We start from the raw sequence: 13,965 nt of genomic DNA, 5'->3' as shown, positions 1-13,965 counted from the left end.
CCCCTCAGGCAATCGCCGCCAAGGCGGCATATTGCCCCGGCGTCGTGCCATACACGCGCCGGAACAGGGCGATAAAGGCGCTGACATTGTCGTAGCCAAGGTCCAGCGCCACGGCGGTCACGGACTGGCGCGCCGCCAGCATCTCCAGTGCGCGCAGCAGCCTGGCGCGCTGGCGCCAGGCACTGAAACTGAACCCAGTTTCGGCCACGAAGCGGCGCGTCAGCGTGCGCGGCGTGATGGCGGCCCAGGCCGCCCATTCTCCGATGCGGCGCGGATCGGCCGGATCTTCCGCCAACGCCTGCGCAATCTTCAGCAGGCGCGGTTCGCGCGGCATGGACAGGCCGCCGGGCGCGGCCGGAGGGGCGCTGATTTCGTCGATGATGACGGCCCCCAGGCGCGCCTGGGCCGCATCGGGCACGTTGCCGCGCCAGCACATGGCGCGCGCCAGCGCTTCGCGCAGCAGGCCAGAAACGGCCAGGATGCGCGTTTCGCGCGGCAGCGCGGCGCACGCTGAGGGCGCCACATACAAATTCCAGGCCGCGTCCCGCGCACGCACCGCGTGCGCTATTCCGGGCGGTATCCAGACCGCACAGTTGGCTGGCACCAGCCAATGGCCGCCGCCAGCCTCCACCGCCAGCGGGCCGCTGGCGGCACCCACCAGCTGTCCGCGTGCATGGCGGTGCCAGCGGCGCTCGCGTTGGCGGTGCGCCACGGCAAATAGTGGCGGTTGATCGGTGTCAGACCCGGCGTCGGCGCCAAGCAAGGAGAAGCTCGTCATGATTGGCGGAAATGAGCTAGCAATTGGCGCCAGCGGCGTAGCGCTGGGGGCGCCGGGTGGTTACAGTAATGGCTCCTATCACTTCGGAGATCTCCCATATGCAAGCAAAAGACATGCTGCCCGATCATTTGAACGAGCGCGATTTCGAGGGCGTCATCGTGCGCAAAGGCACGGTCGGCGCGTTTATTGTCAGTGCCAGGACCTGGCTCGATGCGGACGCGGCGCCCGCCGATCGCGCGATTGCCGAGCAGGACATTGTGGCCGCCGTACCGGCGCTGCGCGCGCTTGGCGTGCTGGAGGTGTTGACGGTGCGCGATCCGCATTTACGCCGGCTGGTCGAAGGCGAATGAGCGTCACCGCACGTCGCGGCTAGCGTTCGGGCCGAGCCGGGCCAACACGGCGCGGCTGGCGGCCTGCAGTAAATCCTGGCCGCACTGCGTGAGCGTGCCGTCTGGCGTTCCATGCAGCGCTAACGTCAGGCAGGGAAGGCTGAAGTCGCCGTCTGGGCGCCGTTCGGCGCCCAGTGCCAGCCATAGCCGGTCGCAGCGGCGGTGTGGAAGCCGCCAGCGCCGCGGGCGGTTGCTGTCGCTGACCAGCAGCAGGCGGCTGCAACCCAGGGCGTGCCCGAGCTGGCGCAGCAGGCGCAACAGCAAATCCCTGGGATGCAGTCCATGCAGCTCATGCGCCAGTAGCGGCGCGCTTTCGCCGCATGCATCCAGCACCCCCCCGATCCCCAGTTCGATGCGGCCATCGTCGGGTACGAAGCAGAAGGCCATAGCGTACAAAGGTTGCGCGTCCCGATACAGGTAGAGCAGCTGTTCTCCGTGGGGTGCCAGCGGCGCAGCGGCGCCCAGCTTGACGCAAAAGGTTGCGCCGCCGCGACCGGGCAGGTGCGCCAGTTCCAGCGGCTGGCGCGCCGCCGCCGCCAGCTGACCACCCCAGCCTCGCTGCAGGACGAAGCGGTAGTGGCTGCACAGGGCCGCCACCCGTCGCGGGCGGCTCAAGCGCAGGCTGAACCAGGGCAGGCAAGGCTTGTGCGCCAGCGCCGGTTGCGCGTGCAGCAGGTCGCGCAGCGCACTGTCGCTGTTCAGCAGTGCCAGCCAGCGGCGTGCCAGGCGGGGCGCAGGCAGCGCGCGCAGGCGCAAGCCGAGCGTGGTGTGCCGGCGTGCCGGCGGCGCGGCGCCAAGCGGCGGTGGCACGCGCCGGCCGTGCAGGGCGTTCGCAGCCAGCAGACAGGCTGCTAACCAGCCCAGGCCTTCGGCCATTGCCGCCAGTACATCGGAGGGATAATGGGCGCCCAGGTAGACGCGGCTGGCTGCTACCAGCACCACCGGCGGCGCGGCCAGCAGTACGATCGCCGCGCGGCGCCATTGGCCGCGGGTGCGCGACAGGAGCCAGGCGGCGCCCAGGGCGTACAGCATGGTGGCGAGGGCGGTGTGCCCGCTTGGGAAGCTGAAGCCGGTGGCGAGCTGACCAGACTGCAGCGTGTCGAACAGCGGCCGGGGGCGCGCCACGACCTGCTTGAGCAACAGGTTCAGGAGCATCAGCCCTGGCAGGCCGCATGCCAGGATCAGCAGCCAAAGGCGGGCGCGCGCCCGGATCATGCAGTAGGCCAGCAGCGTAGCCAGGACCAGAATCCCGGCCACGCTGTGCAGCAGGCTGATCAGGTGCATGGTGTGGGTCAGCCAACCGGTGGCGTGCTTTGCGCACCAATGCGAAAGGCGATGATCCCAGTGCAGCAGGGCGGCGTTGCCGGCGACTGCATGGGCCAATGCGCCAAGCAGCGCCAACGCGGTCAACAATAGGGCCCAGCAGGCGTGCCGTCCTGCGGGGCGCGGTTGACAGCCGTTCATTGCAGCGCCGGCAGCTGCGTGCCGGAGATGGCGTTGCGCGCCTGCACCGCGGCCAAGCTGGGGCGCCGCGACAGCAGGACCGTGCAACGCAAGGCGCGCGCCTGCGCCTGCAGCTCACCGGAGTCGCGTGCGTCGGCGCCGCCGCTGTGGGGGGCGATGCTGGCCTCGGGATACAGGGCCGACCATAGCGCGGCCGTTTCGGCGGCCGCGCTCGCGCGCGGAACGCTGCCTGCCGAGGGCTGGGCCAAGCGATGCAGCAAAACGCTGTGGCCAGAGCACAGGGCGCCGGCCAGCAGGAAGGGCCACAGGGTGGTGGTGGGGCGTTTGATGTCCATAAGCGCTGCATCTTAGGCACCTGGCGCGGCGGCACGGCCCGCTGCCGCGCAGTTTAGGACCGAATTACTCGCTCCAGGCTTGCTGTGCCCCGAACTCCATCTGACGGCGCAGCAGCATGCGGGCACGATTGACGCGAGAACGGATGGTACCGATCGGTACAAGCAGCTGTTCGGCAGCCTGGATATAGCTGCATTCGTCCAGGCACACCAGTTCCAGCGTGTGGCGCAGCCGCGGCGGTAGTTCGCGCGTGGCTTCCTCCAGGCGCCTGGCCAGCTGACGGAAATGTGTCACTTCCTCGGGCGAGGGGGTGCTGTCGTCGGGCGTTGCGCTACGCTCGCTGCCGTCCTGCCACATGTCCAGGCTTTCGGTACGTTCCGACTGCCGCACTTGGCGCGCCACATGATGGCGCGCCACGTTGGCCAGCACGCCGAAGAACCAGGTCTGCACCGACGCGCCGCGCAGGTCGTGATGGCTGCAGCGTAGCGCCTCGAGCAGGGCTTGCTGGATGATGTCGTCCTGCTGGTCCTGTGAGCGTTCGAAGCGCCACAGGAAGCGGCGCAGCGGGCTGGACGAGCTGGTGGCGGTGCGGGAGAGTTGGCCAAGGTAGGCCAGCATTTGCTGTTGTTGTTTGCTGTCAGGCGTTGGATTCATTGCTGCCTTTTTCCAGAGGAGCGGCGCCCCACGGGCACCAGCAGAAAATTAGAGCATGGGTATCTCGACCGCCTTGAGCGTTTGGCCATCTATCGGACCGGTTCCATAGCGTTCGGTCTTAGTTGGTCGCAGCGCGCGAATCGGAGGCGCCGCCGCGTGCTGTAGCCAATACTCGCGACAGCATGCAACTGCTGCGCTTTGCGCCTTGTCCTGCAAGGCATCCGCGCGTGCTTCGCTCGCGCCACTCCGGTTCCAGTCCGTTAGTCCGCCGTACGCAGCTGTTCGAGCAGTTGCGTGAACTTCTCGCGGCGAGCCTCCAACTGCCGGCGTTGCTGTTGTGCCAGTTGCAGCTCGCGCCGCGCCTGGTCGATGGCGGCGTGCTGGGCGTGCACGGCATCACGCCGCCGCGCCAGGCCGGCCAGCAGCGCCGCTTCCTCTTGCCGCCAGCACTGCAGCGCAGCGATGGAGAGCGGCTGCGCAGCTGCGGCCGCCGTCTGCGCTGCGCGCCGCAGCTGCAGCGTGTCGGCCGCCTGCGCCAGGGCTTGCTGCCGTGCCAGCAGTGCGGTTTCGGCGGCCGCCAGCGCTTGCCGGGCCTGCCCGACTAGGCCGTCCGCCGCCAAGCGGCGCAGCAACTGCAAGTGTTCCATGGCCTGCACGCGGGCCAGGTCGGGGTTGGGTGGGGGAGGCTCCGGCTCCACCTCGTGCGGAAAGCGGCGCGCGCTCACAGGCTCGCCAGGCGCAGCAATTGTTCGATGCTGGCGTCCCAGGTGGCACCCTGGCGCGTGTCCTGGCGCAGGAAGGCGATCACTTCCGGATGGGCGCGTACCACCTTGTCAAGCTCCGGATCGGCACCGCTGCGGTATTCGCCCAGCCGGATCAGCAGTTCGACTTCACGGTAGCTGGATAACACATGGCGCAAACGAGCCGCAGCCTTGCGCTGCTCCGGCGCCACAATATTCGACATGACGCGGCTCAGGCTGGGCAGGACGTCAACCGCCGGATAGTGACCCTGTTCGGCCAGCTTGCGCGAGAGCAGGATATGGCCATCGAGCAGCGAGACGGCTTCCTCGCTGATCGGGTCGGCCTTCAGTTCGCCGTCCAGCAGTACCGTGTAGAGCGCCGTCAGCGCGCCCTGGCTGGTGTTGCCGGCCCGTTCGAGCAGACGCGGCAGCATGGCATAGACCGAGGGCGGATAACCGGCGCGGGCCGGCGCTTCGCCCGCCGCCAGACCGATTTCGCGCTGGGCGCGGGCCAAGCGGGTCAGCGAATCGACCATCAGCAGCACATTCATGCCGCGCGCGCGCATGCCTTCGGCGATGGCGGTGGCGGTGAAGGCCGCGCGCACGCGCTCCAGCGCTGGACGGTCCGACGTGGCGCACACGATCACGGTGCGCGCCAGCAATTCTGGGTCGAGTTCGTGCTCGGTGAATTCGCGCACTTCGCGCCCGCGCTCACCGATCAGGGCCAGCACCAGCACATCGATCGCGCTGCCGCGGCCGATGGCCGCCATCAGCGTGGTCTTGCCGCAGCCGGGCGGCGCGAAGATGCCGACGCGCTGGCCACGGCCCAGGGTCAGCAGGGTGTCGATGCTGCGCACGCCAGTGGCGAACACTTCGCGGATGCGCGGCCTTTCGGTCGGCGCGGGCGCTTCGGCCATGACGGTGCGCCAGGCCATGCCGGGCGCGTCGCCGTCGGGCGGCTGCTGGCCGTCAAGTGGCAGGCCATAGCCGTCGAGCACCCGGCCCAGCAGATCCGGCCCGGCCGCCACGCGGTGCGTGCGGCGCAGCGGCCGGATCAGCCAGGACGGGCCCAGTCCGTCCAGCGTATCGAGCAGCGAGAGCAAGGCGGCGTGCTCATTGAAGCCGACGACTTCGGCGCGCCGCGTGCGGCCGGGCGCCGATGGGTGGAACAGTTCGCATTGTTCGCCGATGCTGGCGTTGGGCACGCTGCCTTCGACCAATGCGCCGAGCACGCGCTGTACCCGGCCCAGGCCGCTAACCAAGGTGACGCCGGCGAATGCCTGCTGCGCGGCGGCCAGCAGGCCGTTGCCAGCCTGGCGCCAGTGGCTATGCCGTTTCACCATGGCAGTTCCAGTTGGCGCTTGCCGTCGAACAGCAGCTTGCCGGGCCGGATCGCTTGCAGCCGGTAGCCGGCCATGCTGGTGCCTTCGTACATCACGGTGCCATCGGCAAGCGTGATGTGGGGCGCACTGCCGGTGACGATTTCGCGCACATCGAAGGGCAGTGCGCGCTGCAGCGGTGTGAGGGCGACGTCGATGCGCACCCGTGTACCAAAGCGCTGCCGCAAGCTGGCCAGCGCGCTGTCGAAGCGGCGTGATTCGTCGGCATCGAGCTCGGCCGAGAGCGTCAGGTGGCCGGTTTCGTAGACAATGCCCACCAGTTTGGACAAGTCGCGCTCGCTCAGAACCCGTTCAGTTTGGCGCGCGATCTCGTCGGCTTCGGCTGGCACCGCGGCCGCCGCTGGCGCCGCGGCCGCGCTGGGCGGCTGGGCGGACGGACTGCGTAGCACGCACCAGGCCAGCACCAGCAGCAACAGCGCGAGCGCGGTCACGGCCGGCAGGGCCAGCGGCCAGCGCCGGCCGGGCCTTGCCGCCTCCGGCACCGGCGGCGCGGACGGCTGCAGCACGGCCGTTTCCCATGGTGCGTCGGCTGGACTGAGCATGAGCCATGCCTGGCCGATGCGGAACGGAAGACCGGGCGCCAGCGCGCTGCCAGCATGCAGCGGCCGGCCTGCCAGGTCGGCGACATCGGCGCCGGAACCCGGCTCGGCCAGCCATTGGCCGTCCACCCAGCGCAAGCTCAGGTGCTGCGGTGCGACGTCGGGGTCGAGCAAGATGACGTCGCATGCGGTATCGCTGCCCACGACGACGGCTTCCTCCGTCAGCGGCAAGGCGGCGCCGGCATGCAAGCCGGACAGCACGCGCAGCTCCAGGCCGGCAGGCGCCGCGATGTTGCCCTCAATGGTTTCGTCCATGGTCACACTCCAAATTCGTCTTCCGCTTCTTGCGTGCCGGGTGGACACGGCACCACATCGAGCACCTGGACCTGCTGTTCCGGCGGCACTTCCTGGGTGGATAAGACAGGCAGTTCATTGAAACGGTCGCGCAACAGGCGCCGCACATGTGGGCGCAGGTCCGGCGCGCACAGCACCACCGGCGGTGGGCGCGGCGGCTGCAGCGCGAGCCGGACGGCAAACTCGTCGGTCAAGGCTTCGCTGGTGCGCACGTCGAGCGCCAGCATGTCGCCGTACGCAGTCTGGCGCACAGCCGAGCGCACCAGCGCTTCCAGCTCGGGCGCCAGCAGCAGGGCGTGCAACGGACCTTTGCTGGCGTAGGCGCCGCAGATTTCCCGTGCCAGCGCGCCGCGCACGCATTCGTACAGCACGGCCGGGTCGCGCTCGCGCTGGCCCCATTCGACCAGGGACTCGGCGATCGTATCCATATTGCGGATACTGACCTGTTCGCCCAGCAAGCGTTGCATGACATCGGCCAGGCGGCCCAAAGGCACACTGCGTTCGAGCTCCTTGGCCAGCTCCGGCGTTTTTTCGGTCAGCCAGCGGCTTAGCTTGTGTGCCTGTTCGATGCCGAAATAGCGCGGCCCCGCCCTCAACAGGGCGCTGGTGAACAGGCCGTTCAGGTATTCCCAGAATGGCTGCGGCTTGCCCGCCGCCCATTCCAGCACCTCAGCTTGCTGCGGCGTCAACCAGACCCGCTGGCGGCCGTCGCGTCCGATCGGCTCGATGCAGTCGGGCGCCAGCTCCAGCGCCGGTACCTGATCCGGCGCGCACAAGGTGGTCAGCATGTCTTGCCGCAGCCAGCCGGCAAAGACGCGCACTTCTTCATGGCAGAACTCGAAGTCGGCGTCGGCAACATGGATGCCAGGGTCGGCGCACACCGGTGGCGGCACCAGGCCGTAGCGCAGCACCAGTGAATTGCGTGCCAGGCGGGCTTGGTTGAGCACGTTTGCCGCCATGAGCGGGTCAACTTGCGCCCCGGTCCGCACGACGAAGTGACGCAGCACCTGGAATTCGCGCAACTCGGGCACTTCGGCGGCTGCTCTGGCCGCATCGTCTCGGGCGCGCTTCTGCTTGCGGTAGATCATGCCCAGGCCAAGCGCGAGCGCGCTGCCCGCCAGCACGGCGAACACCATGCTAGGCATGCCGGGCAGCATGCCAAACACCAGCATGGCACAGCCGGCAATGACCCAGGCCTTGGGCTGCGCCATCAATTGGGCGGTAATTTCCTTACCAACGTTGCGTCCGCCTTCTTCGCCGCCGGCCACGCGCGTCACCAGCAGGCCGGCCGCCAGCGAGAGCAGCAGGGCCGGGATCTGCGCCACCAGACCGTCGCCGATGGTCAGGATGGAATACAGGTGCATGGCGTCAGCGCCGGACATGCCTCGTTGCAGCATGCCGATGGCAAGGCCTCCCACCATATTGGTGAGCAGGATGACGATACCGGCAATGGCGTCGCCCTTGACGAACTTCATGGCGCCATCCATGGCGCCGAAGAACTGGCTTTCCTGGCCCAGCTGCAAGCGCTTGGCCTGTGCCTCCTTCGCGGTCAGCGAGCCATCCTTGAACTCCATGTCGATCGCCAGCTGCTTGCCGGGCAGGGCGTCAAGCGTGAAACGGGCGCCCACTTCGGCCACCCGCTCGGCGCCCTTGGTAATCACCAGGAATTGCACCACGGTCAAAATCAGGAAGACGACCAGGCCGACCACCAAGTTGCCGCCCACCACGACCTCGCCGAAAGCCTCGATGATGTGGCCGGCCTCCGCTTCGAGGAGGATCAGGCGGGTACTGGCGATGCTGAGCGAGACGCGAAACAGGGTGGTGACCAGGAGCAGGGCGGGGAAGGTGCTCAGGCCGAGCGAATCCTTGATCTGCATGACCAGCACGATCATCAGGCAGGCCGCGCACATGTTCAGGGCGATCAGAATATCCAGCAGCCAGGCGGGCAGCGGCAGCAGCATGGCCAGCACGATGGCGAGCAGGATGGCGGCGGCGGTGACTTCGGCACGGCCCCCCTTTGGCAGCAGTTCTTTGCCGAGGGCCTTGGCGTCGCTCCAGGATGGGGGCGTGGCGTTCAAACGTTGTTTCCTTGCGTGGCGGCGCGCGAAAGGCAGACCGCCGCGCGGTTGCATCGAGTATTGCGATCGGGGTTCATGCCCGCTAAGTGCCAAGGCGGTGGGAATTGGTTCGGCGTTTATGACGCTGCCTGCCGGTTGGCATGCCGCGAACCGGACGGCGCTCAGGCCGCACTAACAAATACAGACCCTCAAGAAACCACGCCATGCCTAGCTCAGTATCGAATTCGCCCAACACCCCACCGCCGGCTTGGCCGCCAGACGCCAGCGGGCCTCTCGCGCAGCGCGCGGATCAGCAAGCTTCCAGTCGATCCTTGTCTGATCGGTCGTCCATGTTGCAAAAGGAGATGCGTACTCTGCGAGAAAGCGAGTTCCGTTTGCAGAACCAGGTGCCGAGTTTTGACGTGGCGCGCCGCGGTTATAAGGAGGAGCCCGCCGGCTTCCGTTTCGACGAAGCCGTGCCGGGAATGATCCTGACGGTGACGCGCGGCGGTGGGCGAGTTGGCAATCTCGGTGAGGAAATCCGTTTCAGCATCGACCCGCGCCAGCTGCCGGAGGCGTTCGACGCAGTCGCCCCCTTGCTGTTGGCGGAAGACAGTCCTGTGGAGAAATGGCAGTTTGGCGAAACGGATGAGGGCGTCGCACGTCTGACGCTGTAAATTGGACCAGCGCCTGACGAGGCCGAATACACGGCGGTCCGGCTGAAGCGTGTAGCAGATTTCGTCAACCAGCTCGACGAGGCTTTGGCGACTGCAAACATCGGTCCTGGAATCCGTTCGATTTCCGACACGATAGTGCCTGGCTGGCGCTACGCTTCTTATCGCAGGATAGGCGATGCGGACGCCGGCGTGCCGAACGATGCGCGGCAAGCGGAGGGAGAACCGCTCTTTATTCTGCTATCCCAGCAAGCCGGGACCAGCGACGCCGTTATCACGCCTGAACCTCAGGGGAGGGTCCGATGGGAGACTATTGGTGCGAACCTGAGCGCATTACAAGAAGCGTATGCCTACCGGCGTGCGGTCAGCGAAGCTAACGACAGTGACAGGCAACTGAGCCGTCGAGAGCTGCGCGACTGGGTTTTGGCCGCCGACCAGAGTGCTGCTGCGCAAGTGACTGCAAATGCGATTGCCTGGGCAGTGCCCACCGAAGCAATCTACCGACCCTTAGAAGCAGTGGGAGATGCGCTAAGACGCAGGGCTGAGGCGGTGAGACGGTTGCAACAGTATTATCTTGAGAATTTCGATGGCCACACGCTGGACGAAGCCGGGCTCCGGGACCGTTCATTCATGCGGCAGTGGATTAGCTTATTGGAACGCAATCCCTATCTGGATTACGCCCAGGCAGAGCTGTATGACTCTACACAGCGATACTTCCGGGACAATAGGGAACTCCAGAAGAGCGCCAATGCTTCGCCAGAGGAAGTGCGAGAGTATTGGCTTGGCGTATTGGGTACGGGAAAGCCTGCCGAGCGTCTTAGATGGGATGGGGCGGAAGATGAGTGGCTGGCGACCCTCTCCACTGGGGATCTGGCGCGCCTCGCCGTGAGTATGGATGACGCGCGTCAAATCGGCGTCATGACCGCCTTATTGCAGGACCGAGTTGATCGGACTGCCAAACGAGTCGAGAGGAGGTATGGAAAGTGGCGCAAAACCCTCGCTTTGGAAGGAGCGGCAGATCCCGCCCGCGGCGAGTTTGGTATGTGTCAAGCGCAATTCATGCGCTCTGCTGGCTTTGATCAGGGCAATTGTTTGCCGACATCAACCATGTTTGCAATGGCTTACAAGGAAAGTCAGGAAAGCGGTGTCCTAGCATTGTCGGATGCCATTGCCGCAAGAACTGAGCGTAACTTCGCTGTAACCATTCAGGATATTGAATTTTCCGGGTTCAGATTGGCGCTCGAGACAGTGTTTAGTGCGGTGGAATTCGGCGAATTTCAAGGGCGCGCGGTGGCGTTGGACCAGGTAGTCGATGATATGGGCGTGGGAGCAGGATCTACCGCCGTCCTGTTAATGACGGGAACGCATGTGATGGCACTGATGGGCCGTGACGGCGCGGGAGGAAAGCGGCAATATCTTCTCTTCGACCCCAATCTGGGTGCTGTGGCATTCTCAGGCGAGGAAGCCCTTCGTGATGGACTCGCGAGGCATTTGGCCAGAAATCAGTCCACGTATGCGGTCGAAATCGGAAAGGATGACGGCCCCGTAGTGGATGTGCTGACGTTGGATGATGAAATGTTGGCCAGGCTGTCTGCCCTTGAGGTGGGGCGATCCCCGGATGGCACAAGTACGAATTTGGCTGAGTTCATGGATCGTTTCACTGCACCCAGCCGTGCGGCATCAAATGCGGCCAAGTTGCAGCGCGACCGGGTTAAGGATGCGCTGCGATTGGCACGGTCGATGCGCGCTCTGACCGCAGGCCAGGTCAGTTCACTGCGCGGCGTGGAAGATATGCCGCGATCACTGTTGCTTTACCTGGACCGTCTGGCGCGTATGGAAGGCGGCGCCTTGCTGGAGATACTGGAGCGTAGCCGATTGCTCGAAACGGTACGCGGTTCCTACGCGACGGGCCGAATCTTCGATGCACTGGGCCGAGCTATGGCGCGGAACGAGGTTCTGCCCGGGGATTTGTTGGGGTATTTGCAGAATGTTGCCCCGGGCACGTCTTACGAGGGGATGCCACGCTTGTTGGGCCAACTGGCGGCCCGCGTGAGTTCAGCGCAAGCCGCGCAAGGCATTCTCGATGTGCTCGATAGTGAAGGAGACGCGCCATTGCGCTCCGGCTACACCGCACTATTGGTGCGTCTGCGCGAATTGTCGGATGCGCCGGAGTTCCGGAAACAGCTGAGCCGATTGGCGGCGCGCTATGCTGTCCAGCTGACACAAGAATATGTCAAGCCATCGGCCGAGAACGTGTTGTCGCGGGCGGACGCCATCGCAACACTGCGCGAGCGCGACGTCCTATCGGCCGACGACCTTGCGCCTCCCATCTTGTACAGTGCCGTGAAGGAACTCAAGGACAAGGATCGGGACGTCAGGCGGGAACTGGACAACGCCGCTGCGCGCATGGGCAGCCTGCTGGACCGGCTGGTCGCTCAAATGCACCCGGAGCACCAGGAGATCGTGGCTGTCAAACTGATCAACAGCCGCAGACTCGGTGACGCCAGCCGTGCCGATTTTGGCAACCGCCTTCTGCGGCGTCACGATGAAGTCGGTCGAAGACCACCTTATTCGGCGCGGATCGAGGGCTGGCTCGCGGCAAAGCGCCTGCGCGCAGCGCCACCGCCTCAGCCCGCTGGGATGATTGCGCGCAGGCCGGCTCCGCTGGCGCCGGGGCCCAGCCTGCCGCGGCCCGATGTGGCCGATGTGGAAGCGATCAGGCTGCTGATGGAAGCGTCTTGGGAATCTGGCCAGCGCGTTTTTGCCACCATCCAGAACTTGGAGTCGGAGCGCATGTTGACGCCGCGGGTGCTGGCTGAATTCGATGCTGCCAACGTGGATGAACTGGCGGCCCGCCTAGGCATGTTGACGGTGGACTTTGATGTCAGGCCAACTGCGAATGAGGCGCGGCTGCTGTTGCGGCAAAAAGTGGCCGGTGCTCTGGAATGCGCGATACTGAATGCTCCGAAGCGCCGCGATATCTTGCAGGATTGGCTTGCCCAACAGCAGTGGTGTATTGCCTCCGAGACAGCAGCGCTGCAACCGGGCAGGCGCGAAGAGCCGCCGGACGCGATGTTTGGCGTACTGGGCGCGTTCGTACAAGAAATGAATGACGCTGCGCCTGCGATGATCGAACAGAAAAATGCCGAGCGGCTAGCATATGATGCTGCGGCGATAGAGGCTTGGCGTGAGGAAGCCTACGCCGATGCGTGTGAACGCGAGGTGCAGCAGAAGGCAGCGGCGGCGCAGCAAGCGGACTTGGTGACCCGGGCGCTGGAAGCGGCTGATCGGAACCATGCCGACCGCCTGCAGGCGCCGCGGGCGGGAACGGCAACGAACAGTGCCGATGCAGTGCCGCAAGCTGCGCCGACGCGCCCTGCACCGCACGCCACGCCTTTTACCACGAGCAGGTTGCGACCGACGGCCCCCCATTTGCGGCCTTTATGCGTCCGCCTTCGACAACGGCGCCCGACAGCGCCACACCCGGCGCGACGGTGGCACAGGCGCCGGCCGAGGTACACCAGGTCGACCTGGGCGCGATTGCCCAGCACTTGCATGACAATGCGCCGGCAGTGCCGCGATCCGAGCTTGGCGCGGTCGCATGGCGGCCAGATGCGCAAGCTCCCTGGCCGACGCCAGTACGGACCTTGGCGTCGGCCCTGCACCCAAGCGAAACATCGGCGAGCCATATCCAGGCCAGCAGTCGCACCGCGGCTGACCCGATGCCCATGAAATTCCGGGATTGGCGTAGTTAAAAATAACCTAGACGTAACATCGTCCTAGAAATGTGCAGGGGGTGCTCGGCCGTGATTCCTGATGGATACACTTCTCCCCGAAGTCGCCATTCAAGCAGACGCGCTTCCGCAGTATCCATTTCTCGAATAAACCGCAAAGAGATTAAACATGAAGAAACAAGTTATCGCTGTAATGATCGGTGCCGTCGGCACGCTCGCTTCCCTGGCCCACGCCGCCGATACGAATGATGAGTCCGGCCACGCCTACATCGGCGGTTCGATCGGCAATGCTCACCAGCAGTTGTCTATCAACTCCGTCAAGACCGTGCAAAAGCATCGTGCATTCAACCTGCACGGTGGCTACCAGCTGGACCAGAACTGGGGTGTTGAAGCAGGCGTGGTCAGCTTCGGCAAAGCCGAGTTCCTGAAGTCGAACGATGGCTCGCTGACGATGGATAATACGGCTGTCTATGCGGCCGCCACCGCACGCATGCCGCTGAGCGCCGACTTCGCCGTGTTTGCCAAAGGCGGCGCCTCTGTGACCCGCCACAACACCACCGTGCTGGGGATCAGCGAGCCGGTGGCAGAGGTTGCGGAAGGTCAGCCACAGCCGGCCAAGGAGACCAGCATTACCAAGGAGAAATCGACTCGCCTCTCCCCAATGGTTGGCGTCGGCGCTTCCTATAACCTGACCAAGAATGTCGCGCTGCTGGCGGAGTATGACTACTTCGGCAAGGCATCGTACAAGAAGCACTTTGGTGGCAAGGTCCGAGCAGACATGATGTCGGTGGGCGTGCGCGTAAGCTTCTGATTTCCGCGTTGCCGCACAAAAAAGCCGGGAGGTATCCC

Annotated in this window: 12 protein-coding genes; 4 read left to right on the top strand and 8 right to left on the bottom strand. The window is 65.5% G+C overall.

The annotated features are described in order from the left end of the window. Positions 1–4: 4 nt before the first annotated feature. A complete protein-coding gene (locus ACN9MW_RS20375; RefSeq protein ID WP_426162341.1) occupies positions 5–778 on the bottom strand; it encodes an AraC family transcriptional regulator in 774 nt (257 codons plus the stop codon). A 98-nt stretch (positions 779–876) separates the two neighbouring features. On the opposite strand from ACN9MW_RS20375, the gene ACN9MW_RS20370 reads away from it, so the two are divergent. Continuing rightward, complete coding sequence (locus ACN9MW_RS20370; RefSeq protein ID WP_426162340.1) at positions 877–1,128, top strand: hypothetical protein; 252 nt, start codon at positions 877–879, stop codon at positions 1,126–1,128. 3 nt (positions 1,129–1,131) lie between these two features. On the opposite strand, the gene ACN9MW_RS20365 is transcribed toward ACN9MW_RS20370, so the two are convergent. The 7 genes from ACN9MW_RS20365 to sctV form a co-directional block, all read right to left on the bottom strand. After that, the gene (locus tag ACN9MW_RS20365; protein ID WP_426162339.1) at positions 1,132–2,631 is read right to left on the bottom strand and encodes a DUF535 family protein; all 1,500 of its coding nucleotides are present in this window, start codon (positions 2,629–2,631) and stop codon (positions 1,132–1,134) included. After that, the gene (locus tag ACN9MW_RS20360) at positions 2,628–2,966 is read right to left on the bottom strand and encodes a hypothetical protein (protein WP_426162338.1); all 339 of its coding nucleotides are present in this window, start codon (positions 2,964–2,966) and stop codon (positions 2,628–2,630) included. Before ACN9MW_RS20360 ends, ACN9MW_RS20365 begins: the two co-directional genes overlap by 4 nt. Before the next feature lie 64 nt (positions 2,967–3,030). Then, entirely contained in the window at positions 3,031–3,618 is a 588-nt protein-coding gene (locus tag ACN9MW_RS20355) for an RNA polymerase sigma factor (protein ID WP_426162337.1), read from the bottom strand. Between the two features lie 260 nt (positions 3,619–3,878). Further along, positions 3,879–4,265, bottom strand: coding sequence for a hypothetical protein (locus ACN9MW_RS20350; protein ID WP_426162336.1), 387 nt, complete (start codon positions 4,263–4,265; stop codon positions 3,879–3,881). Positions 4,266–4,339: 74 nt separating this feature from the next. Further along, positions 4,340–5,701, bottom strand: a complete 1,362-nt coding sequence (locus tag ACN9MW_RS20345; protein WP_426162335.1) for a FliI/YscN family ATPase — start codon at positions 5,699–5,701, stop codon at positions 4,340–4,342. Further along, positions 5,695–6,612: an FHA domain-containing protein gene (locus ACN9MW_RS20340; RefSeq protein ID WP_426162334.1), complete on the bottom strand. Its 918-nt coding sequence runs from the start codon at positions 6,610–6,612 to the stop codon at positions 5,695–5,697. Before ACN9MW_RS20340 ends, ACN9MW_RS20345 begins: the two co-directional genes overlap by 7 nt. Before the next feature lie 2 nt (positions 6,613–6,614). Then, on the bottom strand, positions 6,615–8,729 hold the full coding sequence (sctV, locus tag ACN9MW_RS20335; protein ID WP_426162333.1) for a type III secretion system export apparatus subunit SctV: 2,115 nt from the start codon (positions 8,727–8,729) through the stop codon (positions 6,615–6,617). Positions 8,730–8,869: 140 nt separating this feature from the next. On the opposite strand from sctV, the gene ACN9MW_RS20330 reads away from it, so the two are divergent. From ACN9MW_RS20330 to ACN9MW_RS20320, 3 genes are all read left to right on the top strand, one after another. Beyond that, positions 8,870–9,385 carry a hypothetical protein gene (locus ACN9MW_RS20330; RefSeq protein WP_426162331.1) on the top strand — a complete coding sequence of 172 codons (516 nt, stop codon included), beginning with the start codon at positions 8,870–8,872 and terminating at the stop codon, positions 9,383–9,385. Positions 9,386–9,469: 84 nt separating this feature from the next. After that, a complete protein-coding gene (locus ACN9MW_RS20325) occupies positions 9,470–13,114 on the top strand; it encodes a hypothetical protein (RefSeq protein ID WP_426162330.1) in 3,645 nt (1,214 codons plus the stop codon). 171 nt (positions 13,115–13,285) lie between these two features. Further along, positions 13,286–13,927, top strand: a complete 642-nt coding sequence (locus tag ACN9MW_RS20320; RefSeq protein WP_426162329.1) for an outer membrane beta-barrel protein — start codon at positions 13,286–13,288, stop codon at positions 13,925–13,927. Positions 13,928–13,965 lie beyond the last annotated feature (38 nt).

The sequence above is a fragment of the Pseudoduganella sp. R-34 genome (genome assembly GCF_049904655.1).
In the GTDB taxonomy this organism is placed as follows: Bacteria; Pseudomonadota; Gammaproteobacteria; order Burkholderiales; family Burkholderiaceae_D; genus Rugamonas.
The sequence above is the reverse complement of the archived record's forward strand: the minus strand, read 5'-3'. Positions and strand labels throughout refer to the sequence as shown.